General features: G+C 69.4%; 5 protein-coding genes. 1 reads left to right on the top strand and 4 read right to left on the bottom strand.

Translation table 11 applies throughout. The features are described from left to right. Nucleotides 1–2: 2 nt before the first annotated feature. From IEY86_RS27010 to IEY86_RS27000, 3 genes are read right to left on the bottom strand one after another with little or no spacing between them, the layout of a single operon-like run. Nucleotides 3–7,973 (bottom strand): type I polyketide synthase, encoded by a 7,971-nt coding sequence (locus IEY86_RS27010; RefSeq protein ID WP_189134473.1) that lies wholly within the window; start codon nucleotides 7,971–7,973, stop codon nucleotides 3–5. Then, nucleotides 7,970–12,457, bottom strand: a complete 4,488-nt coding sequence (locus IEY86_RS37895; RefSeq protein WP_189134472.1) for a MupA/Atu3671 family FMN-dependent luciferase-like monooxygenase — start codon at nucleotides 12,455–12,457, stop codon at nucleotides 7,970–7,972. Before IEY86_RS37895 ends, IEY86_RS27010 begins: the two co-directional genes overlap by 4 nt. Nucleotides 12,458–12,480: 23 nt before the next feature. Continuing rightward, nucleotides 12,481–14,466: an AMP-binding protein gene (locus IEY86_RS27000; protein WP_229698794.1), complete on the bottom strand. Its 1,986-nt coding sequence runs from the start codon at nucleotides 14,464–14,466 to the stop codon at nucleotides 12,481–12,483. 218 nt (nucleotides 14,467–14,684) lie between these two features. Between IEY86_RS27000 and IEY86_RS26995 the strand changes: the two genes are divergently transcribed. Next, nucleotides 14,685–15,587 (top strand): LLM class F420-dependent oxidoreductase, encoded by a 903-nt coding sequence (locus tag IEY86_RS26995; RefSeq protein ID WP_189134471.1) that lies wholly within the window; start codon nucleotides 14,685–14,687, stop codon nucleotides 15,585–15,587. Nucleotides 15,588–15,647: 60 nt separating this feature from the next. Here the strand turns inward: IEY86_RS26995 and IEY86_RS26990 are convergent, their stop codons facing one another. Beyond that, nucleotides 15,648–17,597 carry an AfsR/SARP family transcriptional regulator gene (locus IEY86_RS26990; protein WP_189134470.1) on the bottom strand — a complete coding sequence of 650 codons (1,950 nt, stop codon included), beginning with the start codon at nucleotides 17,595–17,597 and terminating at the stop codon, nucleotides 15,648–15,650. Nucleotides 17,598–17,822 lie beyond the last annotated feature (225 nt).

Raw genomic sequence — 17,822 nt, 5'->3', positions numbered from 1 at the left:
CGTCAGTGGGTCTCCGCTTCCATCATGTCGCCGAGGGCCACGACGATCTTCCGCGGACCGACGAAGGGCAGCCGCGAATGCGCGACGAGCATGTTGTCGATGACCAGCACGTCGCCCTCCTGCCAGCGGAAGGTGATCGCCTCACGATCCATCAACTCCCGGACCTCGGCGACCACCTCGTCCTCGATGAGGGAGCCGTCACCCCAGTAGACGTTGCGCGGCATGCCCTGCTCGCCGTAGAGGGCGCCCAGGGACCGACGGGTGTCGGGGTCGAGACACGAGGCGTGATGGAGAGCCAGTTGGTTGAAGAACACCATCTCCCCGGTTCGCGGGTGCCGGACGACCGCGTCGGCGACCCGCCAGGTCCTCAGCGTCCCGTCCAGGGCCCACTCGAAACCGGTGCCCTCCTCGCGGCACTTACGCTCCACGAACGCGCGATCATCCGTCCCGTAGAACTGGGACCAGCTCACATCGACCGACTCGATGAAGTTGCGGACGTAACGCAGCCTCCTACGCCGGAACATCTCGATCAGCTCGGGCCGGAGGCCAGCGTAGACCTTCCGGCAGTCGACGACCGGGGTCTCCCCGCCGTCCTGCGGTGCGACGATGCAGGAGAACAGCTGCCGCATCGGCCAGCTGCTGAGGTGGGAACTCTCGTTGTGGAAGAGAATCGATCGGTCGCTGGGGTACGGAGTCGACTTGTAGACCTGTACCGAGTCGCCCTCCCTCGGCAGGTCCCCGTACTCCCGGTAGAGTGTCGCGCAGATCGCGTGCGCCACTTCCTCGAACTTCTCGACCGAGCCGCCGTGGAAGCCGCGAAACAGCAGCGCACCGTGCCGGTGCAATTGGGAATCGACGACCCCGCGGTGTGACCGCAGCCAGCCTGGCAGGTCGGCGCGCACGACGGCCGGCTCCACGACGAGCGGCGTATCGGGCAGTCCCGGCAGGAATCCGGTGGTGACTGGGTTGATCCCGGCGATCTCCACCGAGCGCCGCTTCGCGCTATGCAGCGACTGGAGCATCGACGTCTTCGCGCTCGCCTCGGCCATGTGACGCACTCTCTCCTCGTCATCGGTCGCCATCCGCAGTGATTCGATTCGGATGTCCGGCGCGGCCACCGCGCTCACCAGGAGCCGCCGGAGGTGTGCCGCCATGCGCTCGACGGTCGGCTCGTCGAAGAGCTCCGCGTTGTAGATGAAGGTGCCTTCGATCCCGTTCTCTTGCTCCTCCATGAACAGGGTCAGGTCGAACTTGGTGTGGAGCGCGTCAACTTCGAGCGTGTGCGCGGTGATCCCCGGCAGTTCCAGGGTGATGTTCAGCTTCTGCAGCAGGAAGAGAACCTGAAACACCGGTGTGACGGCCGTACTCCGATCCTGACGCAGCTCGTCCACGAGAGTCCGGAACGGCAGGTCCTGGTGTGCGTAGGCGTCCACTGCCGTGTCACGGACCCGGGCCAGGAGTTCACGGAACGTCGGGTTCCCGGACAGGTCGGTCCGCAGTGCCAGGTTGTTCACGAACATGCCGATCATCTGCTCGAAGACGGCGCGGGTCCTGTTGGCGCTCGTCGTTCCGACGATGATGTCGGTCCGCTCGGAGTAGCGGGCGAGCAAGACCTTGAACGCGGCGAGCAGCACCATGAAGAGGGTCGCCCCCTCGGCCCTGCCGAGCGCCACGAGGTCCGCCGAGACCTCAGGAGGGACCACGAACTTCCGGACCGCGTTGTGGATCCGTTGGATCTCGGGGCGCGGCCGATCGGTCGGCAGCTCCAGTAGCGACGGCGCTCCGGCGAGCTTGCGCCGCCAGAAGGCGAGTTGCCGGTCGAAGACCTCGCCCTCCAGCCAGCGGCGCTGCCACTGCGCGAAGTCCACGTACTGGTGATCCAGTCGTTCGAGCGGCGACGGTCCGCCGCGGACGAATGCCGAGTACAAGGTGACGAGTTCCTCCACCAGCACGCCGAGTGACCAGCCGTCGGACACGATGTGGTGGATGTTCACCAGAAGCACGTGGTCCTCGGGGCCGACCCGGAGCAGGGTCACCCGGATCAGCGGCCCGGACGTGAGATCGAACACCGTCCGCGCGTGCTCCTGGGCCAGGTCGCTGATCTGCTCCTCGCGCACGTCTCGCACGGGCAACTCGACGTTCAGCTCGTCGTGCACCCGCTGCCCCGGCAGTCCGTCCACGGCGTGGATGGTGGTGCGCAGCACCTCGTGCCGCTGGATGACCTGGCGCAGGGACCGCCGCAGCGCCCCGGTCTCCAACCTCCCGATCAGACGCACCGCGCCGGGGATGTTGTACGTCGCGCTCGGCCCGTGGAGCTCCTCGGCGAGCCACAGCGACTCCTGACCGAACGACAGCGGCATCAGATCGTGCCGCGGAACGCGCAGCAGGGGCGTGTCCGTGTGCTGGCCGCCCTGACCCGTCGCGCGCACCCGCTGAGCGAGCCTCGCGACCGTGGGAGCCTGGAGGACCGCCTTGACCGCGATGTCCACGCCGAAGCGCCGCCGCACCCGTGCCACCACCTGAACGGCCAGCAGCGAGTCGCCGCCGAGTTGGTAGAAGTCGTCATCGAGGCCGATCGCGTCCATTCCGAAGAGCTGCTGGAAGATCACCAGGAGCTCCCGCTCGACGTCCTCCGCCGGGTCGCCGCGGGTGCCACGGGCCTCGAGCCAGGCTCGCTGCCGGTCGGTGCCCGCCGCTCGTGCCGCCGCAGGGCTCTGTGCCGACACGTGGATCACACCCGAGCTGCCGATGGCGTCGTCCAGCTGGTTGAGCTCCTCGTCGCCGTTCCAGTGGATCGACCCCGACCGGCTGCCGGCACCGCCGGAAGCGGCGAACGCGTCAAGCAGTCCGGCCACGGTCGCGGCCCGTAGAGCATCCCCGCCGCCGGGAGCGGCGTCTAGCGAGACATACGTGACGCTCTCCACGCCCGTGTCAGCGGCAGCCGCCTCGACCGCCCGCGCCATCCGGCCGTGGGCAGCAGCCAGGGCCCGCAGGCTCGCCGGGGTCCAGTCCTGGCCCGGCTCCCCGCCCACCGTCTCCGGAGCGTGGACGACTCCGTCCAGCGCGCCGAAGCGCGTCCGGGCGGTCGCGACGGCCTCGGCCACCTGTACGGGGGAGGTCAGGTCCACCCGGACCAGCAGGACTTCCGCTCCGGCCGCCTCGAGATCGCGGACGGCCTGGATACGCGTGCGGTTGATCTGGAGGATCTCCTCGGCCCGGCGTGCCAGCTTTGCGGAACGGTCAGGGGTGTCGAATACCTCGGGCTGCTGGGCGAGGACCAGTCCGTAGTACGTGCTTTCCCGGGCCGCCCGATCACGTGGGAACGACACGGTGTCCGCGAACGGCAGTTCGCCGAGGACTCGGTCCCAGGTGTCCAGCGGTACCAGCGGCGACCCTGTCCTGACCTCATGGTCCTCGAACAGCCACCATCCCTCGGCCAGACCCCACAGCATCTCGACCCAGCGCAGCGAGGCCACCGCCTCGACGAGGCAGAGCAGTCCGCCGGGCGCGAGCAGCCCGCGCAGGTTCTCCGACGTCCGGTCGATCCGCCGGGTGGCGTGGACGACGTCAAAGCCGATCACTGCGTCGAACGAGTACGGTTCGAAGCCTTGGGCGACCGGGTCCTTCGTGATGTCCAAAATTTGGCAGCGCAGGTCGCCGAAGCCCAGGTCGGCCAGTTCCTCCCGCGCCCGGCGGACAAACGAGCCGCCGAGATCGGTGAACCGGTACTCCACCTCCCGCTCGCTCAGCATCGGGGCGATGAGCCGGGTCAACTGTCCATTTCCACCGCCGACTTCGAGGATTCGGAGGGGCCGCCCCGGTCGGCCCTCGGGCAGCCGGGCGAGCAGGCGGCCCAGCAGCCCCGCGTAGACGTCGAAGTTGCTCCCGTCCAACAGCCGGCGGAACGCTGCCTCCAGCGGCTTGGGGTCTCCCTCTGGGAAGAGCACCCCGATCGCGTCGATGTCGCCGCTGAGGGCCGCCGGGTAGTGGGCGACGCAGTGTTCCAGGAAGTCGATAGTCGCTTCGAATCCCGGCAGTAGCGCCCTGGCGGCGACGGAGTCAGCGGGGGGCACGGCCTCCGGACCGATCAGGACCTCGATCCGGTCGCCCTCCCGACGGATGACCCCATCCTCGTGGAGCACCTCAAGGAAGAAGTCGAGGAATTTCTCGAAGATCGGCAGGATTCGCATCCGCCGGGCGATCTCGGATCGCTTGTACACCTGCCCCTCGGTCAGGTCGACGCCTGCCCGGAGAAGCGTGCCGTGCACGTAGCTGCCGCACAGCCGGTTCAGGGTCGCCCCGACCAGCTCGAGCGGCAACCCCGGGCCCGCCTCGGCGGCGAGCTCCCGCTCAACGTCCGACAGTGCCTCGACATCGTGGCGCAGGGCGCCCGTGACGACGCCGGCCTCGGCCTCGGCCGCGCCGCGCGCCAACTCCACTCCGGTGTCTTCGCCGAACCAGCCCGGCCACTCGGTCCTGGGCGGCACCGGCTCCGGCCCGGCCAGGGTGAGCCGTGCGCCGTGCCGTTCGGCGAGGCGGCGGGCGAGGATCGCGGACAGGCCGTCGTACCCGCCGGTGACGAGATAGCTCCCACTCGCGCGCGCACCGCCCTCGGCCCGAGCGACCGGCTCGTACGACTCGATGTGGCGCCGGCCCGACCGATACGCGACAAGGGCGTCGGCCGGGCCAGCCGTCAGCTCCGCGAGGACGGCGTCGGCGGCTTCCGCGGCGCTGGGCTCGTCGATGTCGATGCAGGCGACCGCCAGCTCGGGGTGTTCGGCGGCCGCGCGGCAGAAGCCGACCAGCGACCCCATGGCGGTCGCCGGTTCGTCACTCGGCAGGACTCGGGCCAGCCGGTCGGCCACCACAGCGAGCCGGACGGGCTCACCTGTCGCCCGCGAGGCCAGGGCCCGGATCCAGACCGCCGCGGTCTCCAGCCCTGCGCGCTGGGCGGCATCGACGTTCTCGGCCGCCCCGCGGTCGCAGGCCAGCACGACGTCGCTCGGCGTCCGACCGCGCTCCTCAAGTGCCTCGAGCAGGCGCTCGACGAGGTCCGGGCGTGCCGGGTCTACGACGAACTCTTCAGCGGTCTCGGCGAGTTCGACACCCGGCCGGATCCGCACCACCGACGCCCCGCGCTGGGCGAGGCGGGCCTCCAGCGCACATCCGAGCGCGTCGTCCGCCACCAGCAGCAGCCAGTCGCCCCCGGCCGGCCGCTTGGACGGACCCGGATCGAGCGGGGCCGGGCGCCAGGTACGGGCGGACAGAGTCTCGCCGTCCCGACTCGCCGCCGGGATTTCGAGGGCGGGCCGCTCCGCCGGGTTCGGGTCGATCCAGTGACGCTGCCGCTCGAAGGGGTAGCTCGGCAGCGGCAGGCGGTGCCGCCGCTCGCCCGCCCAGAACCGCTCCCAGGCAACCGGAGCCCCGGCGCAGTGGAGGGCGCCGAGCGCGTCCAACAGGGCCTCACCGTCTGTCCGGGAGTCGCCGTCGCCCCGGGCCGAGGCGAGGGCGCGCTCGGGTGCGATGCCGGACCTCCGCACCATCGAGGTCAGGGTTCGGCCGGGCCCCACTTCCAGGAAAAGGCGGTGCGGGTCCTCGGCGATGGTCCGCACCGCTTCGGCGAACCTGACCGTGCCCCGCATCTGCCGGGCCCAGTACGCGGGATCGGAGCTCTCGCCGGGCTCCAGGACGCGGCCCGTCAGACACGACACGATCGGTGTGCGCGGCACACCCGGCCGGGCCTGCGCCACACGTTCCCGGTACGCTCCGGCGACCTCGTCCAGCATGGCCGAGTGGAACGCGTGGGAGGTGCGGAGCCTGCGGTGCACGACGCCGGCGGCCGCCATCCGGGCCTCGAGCTCCTCGACGGCCGCGAGCGGCCCCGAGGCGACGCACTGCCCAGGGGCATTGACGGCCGCCAGAGAGCACTGCCCGAGGAGCGGTTCGAGCGCTGCCGCGTCGAGCGACACCGCGGTCATCGCCCCGGCGGGCAGACCGTTCATCAAGCGCGCCCGGTCGATCACCAGGTCCAGGGCGTCCTCCGGGCCGAAGACCTCAGCGACCGTCGCAGCGACATACTCACCGAGACTGTGTCCGAGCAGCACGTCCGGCTGGACGCCCCAGGACTGCCAGAGCCGGGCCGTCGCCAATGAGACCGCGAACAGGGCGGGTTGGGTGAGCCATGTCTCATCGAGACGGGCGTCGCCGCCCTGACCAACGGGGTAGATCACCTCGCACATGTCGAGGCCGAGACGTTTCTCGACGTGCATGGCGCACCGCTCGACCTCCCGCCGGAAGACCTCCTCCCCGCGTTGGAGGTCGGCCAGCATCCGCACTTGCTGGGCGCCCTGCCCGGGGAAGAGGAACGCGATCCGCGGCGCATCCCCCGTGTGCATCCCCGACCGGACGGCTGAGGGTCTGGCCCCTTCGAGCAGGTCGACCGCCTCCGCGCGGGTGCGGCAGACGAAGGCCTGACGGTGGGCGTGCGCCCGCCGCCCGACGCTGAGCGTGAAGGCCAGATCGGGCAGAGCCTCATCGACTGCGTTCCGGAACGCGGCGGCGAGGTCGGCCCGGGCGCGGTCGAGTGCCTCGGCCGAGCGGGCGGAGACCACCACCAGATGCTCCGCGCGCGATGGCCCCGAAGCCCCCCGGGGGGGAGCCTCCTCCAGCACCACGTGGGCGTTCGTGCCGCCGATCCCGAACGAACTCACTCCGGCCCGCCGGGGACCGCTGGAGGACGTCCAGGGGCGCAGCTCGGTGTTCACGTAGAACGGGCTGCTCGCGAAGTCGATCGCCGGGTTGGGCTGCTCGCAATGCAGGCTGGGCGGCAGCTCCGCGTGCCGCAGAGCCTGGACGGTCTTGATCAGTCCGCTCACGCCGGCCGCGACATCGAGGTGGCCGACGTTCGTCTTGACCGACCCGATGGCGCAGTACTGCCGTCGGTCTGTCCCCTTGCGGAAGGCCCGGGTCAGACCGGAGATCTCGATCGGGTCACCGATGACGGTCCCCGTTCCGTGGGCCTCGACGTAGCCGACCGAATCCGGCGACACCTCGGCGAAGGCCAGGGCCTCCGCCACGACGAGGGCCTGGCCGGTCGCGCTCGGCGCGGTGAATCCCGCCTTCGACGCCCCGTCGTTGTTGACCGCAGAACCCCGGATCACGGCGAGCACCTGATCGCCGTCGGCCAGTGCGTCCTCCAGCCGCTTGAGCAGGACGAGCCCCACGCCACTGCCGAACCGGGTGCCCCCGGCACGGGCGTCAAACGCCCGGCAGTGCCCGTCTAGAGAACTGATGCCGCCCTCGTGGTACTGGTAACCGACGCCGTTGGGCAAGACCGAGCTGGCGCCACCGGCGATCGCGAGGTCGCAGTCGTAGGCCAGCAGCGCCCTGCAAGCCTGGTGGACCGCGACGAGCGAGGTTGAACACGCCGTGTCGACACCGATGCTCGGACCGGTCAGATCGAACTTGTGCGAGATCCTGGTGGGCGCAAACCCTTTATCGGTGGCGAAGAAGATCCGCTGCATCCCGACCTGTTCGATGATCTCGGGGCGGGCCAACAGGTTGTTGACAAGGTACGAGGGGAACCCGACACCGACGTAGACACCGGTGGTCTTATCCAGGCGGCACGAGTCGTACCCGGCTGTGTCGAACAACTCCTGAGTGCACTCGAGGAGCAGCCGGTGCTGCGGGTCGAGGATCGACGCCTCCATCGGGGTGAAGCCGAAGTACCCAGCGTCGAACCGGTCCATGCCGTCTAGCACAGTGGCGGCCCGCACGTAGTGTGGGTCGCGGTACCGCTCCTCCGGGACGCGGGCCGCGATCAGGTCGTCCTCCGAGAGGCGGACGAGTGACTCGACTCCGGCTGCGATGTTCCGCCAGAACGCCTCCGGGTCGGCCGCCCCCGGGAAGCGGCCAGCCATGCCGATGACCGCGATGGGCTGAACGCCGTCGTCGCCCGCGGGCTGATTGTTCATGAGCCCTGCCTCCTGCGCTGCTGCCGACGCGCGGCGGCCTGCTGCCTGCTCACCCTGCTGTCAATACTCCGGACCCGCACGTTCGCGGCGTCGCCGCCATCGCCGAGCCGTGCCCCGAGGCCTGCGATGGTCGGGTGACTGAAGAGATCGACGAGTTCGATGTCGCCCAGCTCCGCCGCGACGATCCGCGCGTGCAGCTTCGCCGCGAGAAGCGAGTGGCCACCGATCTCGAAGAAGTTCTCGTGCACACCGACGCCGGGCCGTTCGAGCAGTTCCTGCCAGATCTGCTGGAGGGAGTCCTCGATCCGGTTGCGCGGCGCCACATAGGCGGCGCGGCGCGACCCGTCCACCTCGTTAGCCTGTGCCACCAGGGCTGCCCGGTCGACCTTCCCGTTGAGCGTCAACGGCAGCCCTTCCACGTCGACGATCTGCGACGGCACCATGTGCTCGGGCAGCAGCCGCCTCGCGTGCGCCCGGACGCTCCACTCTGCCCACTCCGTGCCCGCACGGGGGACGACGAACGCGACCAGGGCGGCGTCGCCGCCGCGGTCCCGCCGGGCGACCACGGCGCAGCTGTCGATCCCGGGGTGCGTACCGAGCACATTCTCGATCTCGCCTGGCTCGATGCGGTATCCCCGCACCTTCACCTGGTGGTCGGCGCGACCGAGGAACTCCAGACGACCGTCGCCGAGCGAGCGGACGATGTCGCCGGTCCGGTACATCCGCGCGCCGGTCCGGGTGGCGAACGGATCGGGTATGAACCGGTCCGCCGTCAGCCCGGGCCTATTCCAGTACCCTCGTGCGACGCCCGCGCCGCCAATGTGGAGTTCGCCGGGCACTCCGGCCGGGACCGGCTGCAGGCGGGCGTCGAGAACCTGGAGGGTCGTGTTGGCGATCGGTCCGCCAACGGTCACCCGGCCCAGCCGGTCGGTTTCGAGCTGCTGGACCGCCGACCAGACGCAGGTCTCAGTCGGTCCGTACATGTTGAAGACCTCCGTCACGCCCGTGTCTCGCAGGCGCCCCGCGAGCTCGGGGGGCGCGGCGTCCCCTCCGACCAGGAGCCGGCGCAGCGGGCCCTTTTCCGTCGGCGCGCCCTTTCGTTCAAGCAGCAGAAGCCCCGCGAAGGCCGGGGTGCACTGCAGGTGGGTGACGCCGTGCCGCGCAATCGCCTCCGACACGGTGGGCGTGCGGCCACCCGGGCCACTGCTGACTGCGTGCTGCACGGCCACGATGTTGCGCAGCGCGTCGAGCGCCTGCTTGTCGCCGACTCCGAAGTCGATGAGGCAGGCGATCTCGTCGACGCCGATGTTCGCCAGCTCGCGGGCGAAGTCGGCGCAGGACTCGGGGGTGCCGAACAGGGCGCTGGTCCGGAAATACCGGTCGAACGCATGGTTGACGATCAGGTCCTGGTGCTGGACCGGGTCGAGGCCGAGCCCCTTGGCTAGGCCGCGCATCAGGTCGATGGAACTCCGGAGGTAGTTCTTGAAGGGTTCGGTGACGGCCTCGCGCACGAGTTCCTCGTCCGGGTGGACGAAGGTGTGCAGCATCAGAGTCACGACGCCTTCGTCGTGCCCGGCGGCGGCCCTCGACTCCCGGTAGACACGGATCCTCCGCGCCAGCTCGTGGATGTTCTGGCCCAGCAGGTGGGTAAGGATGTTCAGGCCGCGTTCGCCGGCCTGGCGGAAGGTTTCGTCACTTCCTGCCGCAGTCGCCCAGGCCGGGAGCTCGAGCTGGACCGGCCGGGGCAGCGTGGTGACCTGGACCTCAGCCCCGACGCCGTTGGTTCGGGGTGCGGACTCGCCGCGCCAGAGCCTGCGGACGGTCTCGATGTCCTGCCACATCGTCTCGCGACGGTCGGCGTAGCGCGTGGGCGCCAGCACGAAGTCGTCGGGTTGCCAGCCGGAGGCGAACGACAGACCGACGCGTCCGTCCGCCAGGTTGTCGACCGCGGCCCATTCCTCGGCGACCCGCAGCTGGTCCTGCAGCGGCAGGACGACGCTCCCGGCCCGGATCCCGACCCGCTCCGTCACCGCCGCGACGGCGGCCGCCAGAACGGACGGATTCGGGTAGGCGCCGCCGAAGGCGTGGAAGTGCCGCTCAGGCAGCCAGACCGCGTGCAGACCGTGGGTGTCCGCGAACCGGGCCCCGTCGAGGAGCAGTCGGTAGACCTCGCTGCCGCGTCGCGGGCCCGGTTCGGCGGCGAAGTAGAACAAGCTGAAGTCGACCTTCCGCCTGTCCCGGGACGGAACGGGCCGGGCACGCGCGGTCCACAACTCGGGCTCGATCACTACCTGGTGGCCCCGGCAGAGGGTCCAGAGCAGTTCAAGTACCGAGATGTCGAAGCAGACGCTCGTCACGGCGAGCCAGACCGGCTGGGCCTGCGCCGTTCCCGGCCCCTCCCCCACGGAACCGTCGAGGCCTGCGAAGAGGTTGGCGACGTTGCGCCGTGTGACCATCACTCCCTTGGGGCGGCCGGTCGATCCCGACGTGTAGATCAAGTACGCGAGCGCGTCGCCCGAGACCGCAGCGGCTGGCGATGGCTCCAGGGCCGCCGCTTCGCCAATCAGCACATCGAGGTCGAGAACTTCGCCGCGGTGGGACCGGAGGGCCAGCCTGCCTCGCTCGTCAGCAACGCACAGGGCAATCCCCGAGTCCGACGCCATGTGGGCGAGGCGGTCCGCCGGGTAGTCCGGATCGAGGGGGACATAGACCCCGCCAGCCCGGGCGATCGCCAGCATCGCCACTACCAGGGCGGCCGATCGCTCGATACATAGGCCGACACGCACCTCCTCGGCCACGCCCCGTGCCCGAAGTGCAGCGGAGCATCGGCCCACGCGGTCGGCGAGTTGCTGGTAGGTCAGTGTCTCGTCCCCGCAGACCAGCGCCGTCGCCGTCGGCGTCCGCCGCGCCTGGGAGTCGAACTGCTCGGGCCACGGTGGCTCGCACAGTTCCGTGACCGGCCCGGCCGACACACGACGGACGGCGCCCAGCTCGTCGGCGGACATCGAGGGGAGCAGCGAGATTGGGTCCGAGGGGCGCGCCACTATCCCGCCGAGGATCTCGAGGAAAGCGTGCGCCATGCGCTCAACCGTCGACCGATTAAAGAGGCCGAGGTTGTAGCTCCAGGAGCAGCTGAAGCGCCCGCCGGACTGTCCGACCGACAGGACCAGGTCGTACGCGGCACCGCGCTGGCCCGACGAGGAGAGCGGGGTCAGCCGCACCTGGTCATGACGCTGGCGCGTCTGCTGCCAGACGTACATGACCTGGAAGAGCGGTGACCGTCTCGGATCGCGGACGGGGTTGAGCTGTTCGACGAGCAGCGGGAAGGGATAGGGGTGATCAAGGGCGTTCAGCAGGTTCGCCCGCGTGGCGTCGAGAACGTGGGCAAAGGGGGGGTCGCCGCGGAGATCGGCGCGAACCACTACGGGGTCGGCGAAAAAGCCCACCGCGTTCTGTACCGGGGGGGTTCGGCGCCCCGCGACCGGTGTGCCGACCACGACGTCGTCCGAACCGCTGTACTTCTGGAGCAGCACCTGGAAGGCCGACAGAAAGAGCATATTAGGCGTAACATCGGCTTTGCGCGCGAGCGCGTCGATACGCGTGGACAGAGCCGCGTCCAGCTCAAGGGAAATCCGGCCGCCGCCGAAGCTCTGCACGGCCGGGTGCGGCCGGTCGAACGGCAGGTTCAGCACGGCCGGTTCATCGCCGAGCCGGTCGCGCCAGAATGCGAGACTGCGTTCCACGTCGGCCGCTGAGCTGGCCAGCCAGGCCGCCTCGCTGCGTACCTGGTCGATGAAGTTGCTGCCAATCGGCGCCGACCGCGGGCCGCCATTGTCCACGCGGTTCCGGTACCCGCCGAGCCACTGCTCGACGATTACGTCGATGGACCAGAGGTCCGCCGCGATGTGATGGACCACCAGGACGATCACCGGCCGCTGATCCTCGAGGCCGGTACAGATGATCGCGGCACGGATCGGCGCCTCGCGCTCGAGGTCGAACGGGCGGTCCATGAACGCCTCGACCGTGCTTTCCACCAGCTCGGCCGCTACCGTTTGGGTGTCGAGAATCCGCGCAGGAACCGGCTGGGTGCGCTGGGTCGGCTCGCCGTCCTGCCACGCGTACGTGGTCCGCAGGATCGAGTGGCGGGTGACCACTTCGCGGAGGGCAGCGTCCAGGGACTCCGCGTCCAGCGCGTTGTCGGCGTTCGCCGCAAACGCGAGGTTGTAGGCGACGCTGTTCGGCGTCAGTCGCTGGTGCAGCAGGAGGCTCTGCTGACCTGCGGTCAGGGGGTGCGGCCGCGAGGGATCGTGTTCGCGCTCCAGGAACCGCACGATCTCGTCCCGGTGGCCGCGTATGGTCTCCAGGAGCTCGGCCGAGAGGACGCCCCGCGGGCCGCGGCACTGCAGCCGACCCTCCTCCAGGAAGACCCCCACACCCTGTGCGGCCAGCGAGCCCACCAGCTCTGCGATGCTCTCGGGAACCATCCCGCCCCTTCCCCCGCCGGCTGTCAGCCGAGATCGATCTGGATGTCCTGTGCGGCGATCGCCGAGCGCCCGCCGCGCCTGCGGACCACATCCGCGAACTCCTCCACCGTGTGCGCGCTCGCCACGTCGGACAGCGTCAGCGTGTAGCCCTCGCTGGCGTTCAGCCGGGCCAGCAGCCGGACCGCCTTGAGTGAATCCCCGCCCAGTTCGAAGAACTGGTCGTGGATTCCGACCCGTTCCACGGCCAGGACGCTGCTCCAGATCGCGGCGACGGTCCGCTCGATCGCGTCGCGCGGGGCAGTGTAGGGGGCCCGGCTAGGGGTATGCGAGACGTACTCGTGGGCCAGATATGAAGCCCGGACAGCGGAGCGCCGGAGCTTCCCGCTCGATGTCCGGCGGATCCCGCCCCGCGGCACGAACGCAACCGCGTGCACGGCGATCCCATGCTGCTCGCCGATCGCAGCCCTGATCGCCTCGGCGATCTCCGCGCGAACTCTCTCGTCAGCCGCTGGCGGCCCCTCGACGGCGACCACCAGTTCGTCGGCGCCCTCGTGGTCGGCCGAGAGCGCCACGCACCGACCGGAGCGCACGCCAGGGTGCGCCGCCTCCGCGGTCCGCTCCAGGTCCTGTGGGTAGTGGTTGCGTCCACGAACGATGACCAGGTCCTTCGACCGGCCGGTGACGAACAGCTCGCCGTCCCGCAGGAAGCCGAGGTCGCCGGTCCGCAGGAACGGCCCGTCGACACCACCGATGGACGCGCGGAAAGTCGACTCCGTCTCCTCCGGGCGGTTCCAGTAGCCCAGTGCCACGCTTCCGCCGCTCACCCAGATCTCGCCGATAGTGTCCTCGGCGCAGCGGAGTCCAGTCCACGGGTCGACGATCTCGACCCGCTGCTCGGGATCGGCTCCGGTGCCGCACCCGACCACCGTGCGCGCGGTCGGCCCCGGAGCCGTCTCCCGGACCCGATGCCGTTCCAGCTCGCCCGCATCCAGCCTCACCACGGACCGGCCGCAGGGCCGGCCGGTCACGACCAGCGTGTTCTCCGCCAACCCGTAGGACGGGTGGAACGCGTCGCGTCGGAATCCAGCCGGGGCGAATATTGAGGAGAATTCCTCGAGCGTTTTCCAGTGCACCGGTTCGGCGCCGGATATGGCGACCTGCCAGCCGCTCAGATCCAGTCGGGCGACCTCTTCGGGGGCGTCCCGACCGGCACGGGCCGCCATCTCGTACGCGAAGTTCGGGGCCGCGCTGACATAGGAGCCAAATTCGGACATGGCCCGGACCCAGCGCAGCGGATACCGGAGAAAGGCGAACGGCGCGAAGAGGCGGGCCCGCCCGCCACAGAAAAGCGTCATTAGGATTCCGCCGATGAGGCCCATGTCATGGTAGGGAGGAATCCAGAAAACCCCGTCCATCCGGCCTTCGATGCCGTAGGCGTCGCGCCCTGCGCGCAGATTCCGCATCAAGTTCCCGTGCGAAAGCATTACCCCCTTGGGGTGCCCGGTCGAGCCGGAGGTGTACTGCAGCACCGCAAGATCGGCCGATCCGGTCCCCGGCTCCCGCCAGGCGTCCTCGAGCTCTGGGTCGGCGGCGGTCGAGTCGATCCACCGCGCCTCGGGGAGCGCGGCCCGCAGAGCGTCACCGACCGCGGCCGCCGTCGCGTCGTCCACCAGGACGCAGCTGGGACGGGCATCGTCGGCGACGCCCCGGATGCGCTCCAGGCCCCGGTTCAGCCGGGTCTGCTCCGGCGGATACGCCGGCACGGCGACCGTCCCAGCGAGCATGCTCGCGAAGACTCCGACGATGTAGTCCAGCCCGGGCTGGTTGAGGATCAGGGTCCGGTCCCCCGGCTTCGCGCCCTCCTGAATGCGAGCTGCCAACGCCTTGGAACGGACCAAGAGTTCATGGTTGGTTAGCGATTGACCGGATGTGAATTCGCTTCCCTGGAATCCCTTGAGGAAAGTGTAGGGAACGCCGTCAGGATCGTTCTCGGCACGCCACCTCAGCACCCCGTTGAGATCTGTCTCCGCCAACAACCCTGGACTACCCTTCTCACAATCAGCTTTCGTGTCCCGTAACGCTACAAGCGCCGACTGAAGCCCCCGTGAACTCCGGCTGCGGCACAGTGAAGCCCCACTGCGAGCCCGCGTCCGCGCACCTTGAAGGCATCGATTTCGGCTAGTTTGATGAATAACCAACAAGCCAGCCGCCGCAAAGGGGTCTCGCCATGCGTCTTGGACTGACTGTTCCCGCCTTCCGGTGGCCCGGTGGGCCTGCCCGGATCGGCCCGATTCTCGGCCGGATCGCCCGCGACGCCGATACGCACGGCCTGGCCAGCCTCTGGCTGATGGACCACTACTTCCAGGTCACGATCAACGGCCGGGCCGAGGACCCGATGCTGGACGGGTACGCGGCGCTCTCCTTCGCCGCCGCACTAACGTCCGACATCAGCCTCGGCACCCTGTGCACCGGCGTGACCTACCGCCATCCGGGCCTGCTGGGCAAGCTGGTCACAACGCTCGACGTGCTGTCAGGCGGGCGGGCCTACCTGGGAATCGGCGCCGCCTGGTACCGGGAGGAGCACGACGGGCTCGGGGTGACATTCCCCCCGATGGCGGAGCGGTTTGAGCGTCTCGAGGAGACCCTGCAGATCACCGGCCGGATGTTCGCCAACGACGACTCCCCCTACATCGGGACGCACTACCGACTGGCCCGCCCGCTCAATTCCCCACCGCCGCTCGGAAGGGTGGACACGGCGCGGCCGCACCCGCCGATCCTCGTCGGCGGCACCGGTGAGCGGAAGACGCTGCGGCTGGTCGCGCAGTACGCCGACGCCTGCAACCTCTATGACGCCCCGGACCTACCGCACAAGCTCGCGGTCCTGCGCGAGCACTGCGACCGCCTCGGGCGTCCGTACGAGGAGATCGAGAAGACCGTGCTCAGCCAGTTCAAGCTCAAGGACGACCCTCGCACTGATCCGGCCGCCTCCGTCGCGCACCTTGAGCGGTTGGCCGCACTGGGCATTGACCACGTCATCGTCTCGCTGCCGGCCGTGCACAACGAGAACGCGGTCATCTCGCTGGGAAAGGTGGCCGCCGAGGTCGCCGACCTCGTTCCGGCCGGACGATAGAGGCGTCCCCGGCGGGGAGCCCTGATCCCTTACTGCCGCCCGGGGACATCCGCAATCGGGCTACGAGATCTGGAGACTCTGCAGGACACCCTGGCGGCGGAAGGTCGGGCCACTCCTGGAGCTGGGCTGTTGCGGGTGCCGCTGGTGGGCGGCGGCCTGACCGCATGCGAACAACCGGACGAGATCACGCAGGCGGTAGGCTAGCCGACCGGTACCCTGACCGTGCTCGACGTGGACCAGGCGCAGGTCGACCAACTCCTCGATGATGTCCGCGGCTTCCAGCTCGTCCGTGCCGAGGATTCCGGCGGCGTCAGCAGCAGTGAAGGTGTGCGCGCCGTGCGCGGCCAAGTTGAGGAAGGCCTGCGTGCTCTCCTGGGAGAGGTGGTGCAGGGTTGCCGCGAGTGCCATCCGGACCTCAAGGTCGCTGTGGGCGAGTTCGGCCAGGCGTCGTTCCCGGTCGCCGAGGCGGTCAGCGAACTGCCCAAGGGTCCAGTGCGGCCGCGCCACGAGTCGGGCGCCCGCTATGCGCAAGGCGAGAGGAAGCCCCTCAGTGTGGTCCAGGATCCGCGCGGCCGCCCTGGGGTCGGCGCCAGTCCGGTCGCTGCCGATGATCTGGCTGAGCATCCGAAGAGCATCTTCCGCAGCCATCGTGTCGAGTTCGATGATGCGCGCGCCATGCAGGCCAGCGAGCCTGCGACGGCTCGTGATGAGCGTGGGTGCGCCGGAGAGGAGCGGACGGACCTGCCGTTCGTCCGCCGCATCGTCGAGCACGGTGAGCATGCGCCCGCGGACCGCCGTGCGATAGAGCTCGCCGAGTTCGTCGTCGGTATACACCTGCTCGGAGCCATCGGAGCCCAGCAGCCGCAGTAGGCGCTGGAACGCCTGGGCGGGCTGGACCGGATCGGAGGTCATTCCGCGAAGATTGAGGTAGAACTGACCGCCGGGAAAGCGGGATTTCATCAGGTGGGCGGCACGGATCGCGAGGGCGCTCTTGCCCACGCCGGCCATCCCTGTGATGACAACGACCGGCGGTGTATCGCCAGGTTCAGCCAGGATGGAGCATATCTCGGTGACCTGCCGTTCCCGGCCGGTGAAGTCGCTGATGTCCGGCCCTAGGTGACAGAGCGGGTTGTGGCGTTTCGACGCTCTCCCTGCGCCCCCGATGTCGGCCCTGGCCGAAGAACGCCCAGCGGGTTCGATCGTCTTGCCGGTAGACAACGTGATCTGTCGGACAGGCTGCCCGGCCAGGATCTGACGGTGGACGCGCTGCAACTCCTGCGCCGGTTCGATGCCGAGCTCGGAGACCAAGTTGCGGCGATAGTCGTGGAAGACTCGGAGCGCGTCGGCTTGACGGCCAGACAGGTACAGGGCAGTCATCAGAAGTACGGAGAGGTGTTCGCGGAGCGGGTTCCCGGTGAGAAGGGCGGTCACTTCGATTGCCGCTTCGGCATGGCCGCCGAGAGCGAGGTCGATCGCAATGCGGTCCTCGTGCGCAGTGAGCAGCCGCTCGGCGAGGCGGTGGCGTTCCGCAGCGAAGAACTCCCCGGAGAGCTGCCCGAAAGCCTCGCCCTGCCAAAGACCGATCGCGGTGTTGTAGCGGTCGCGGGCGGTCGCCAGGTCGATGTCGGCAAGCGTGATCCCTTCGGAGACGGTGCGGGTGAAGTTGTCGAGGTCCACCTGCCGACGATCGGCCCGGAGCATATAACCGTTGGCGTTCAGCGGCAGCAGCTGGCTGGTGCGAGAGGTCGTGGTGGCCGGTTCGAGCGCCCGGCGGAGACCACCGACGTACTTGTGGACGAGATTGCGCGGATTGCCTGGCAGTTCGTCTCCCCATACCGCGGCAATGATGTCTGGGATGGTCTGGGGTTGCCCCGTAGACAGCAGCAGCCGTGCCAGCACCGCTCGCTGCCGTGCCGGCCCAAGGTCGACTTCCTCGCCGTCACGCCAGGCGCGGACCGGCCCCAGGATTTCGAATCGCAGGGAGGTCGTCGTCAATTGAGATGAGATCACGCTGCCACTTCCTTTGCACAGCCCCCGCTTGACAAGCGCAGAAGCAAGACCGAACCCAACCTCAGCATGGTATAGACCTCTAGCGCAGCGCGGACGGTAATATTGCGCCTCTACCCATGAATGCCCGCCAAGTTCTCTACACGTCCGCCATGCGGCAGGAATGCGCGGGGGAGTGCTCACCGCACCGGTGTCGAGGGGCCGCAGAATGGGCCCTCGAGCAGGCAC

Origin of the sequence: Wenjunlia tyrosinilytica (genome assembly GCF_014646055.1) — a bacterium.
GTDB classification, from domain to species: Bacteria; Actinomycetota; Actinomycetes; order Streptomycetales; family Streptomycetaceae; genus Wenjunlia; species Wenjunlia tyrosinilytica.
The sequence above is the reverse complement of the archived record's forward strand: the minus strand, read 5'-3'. Positions and strand labels throughout refer to the sequence as shown.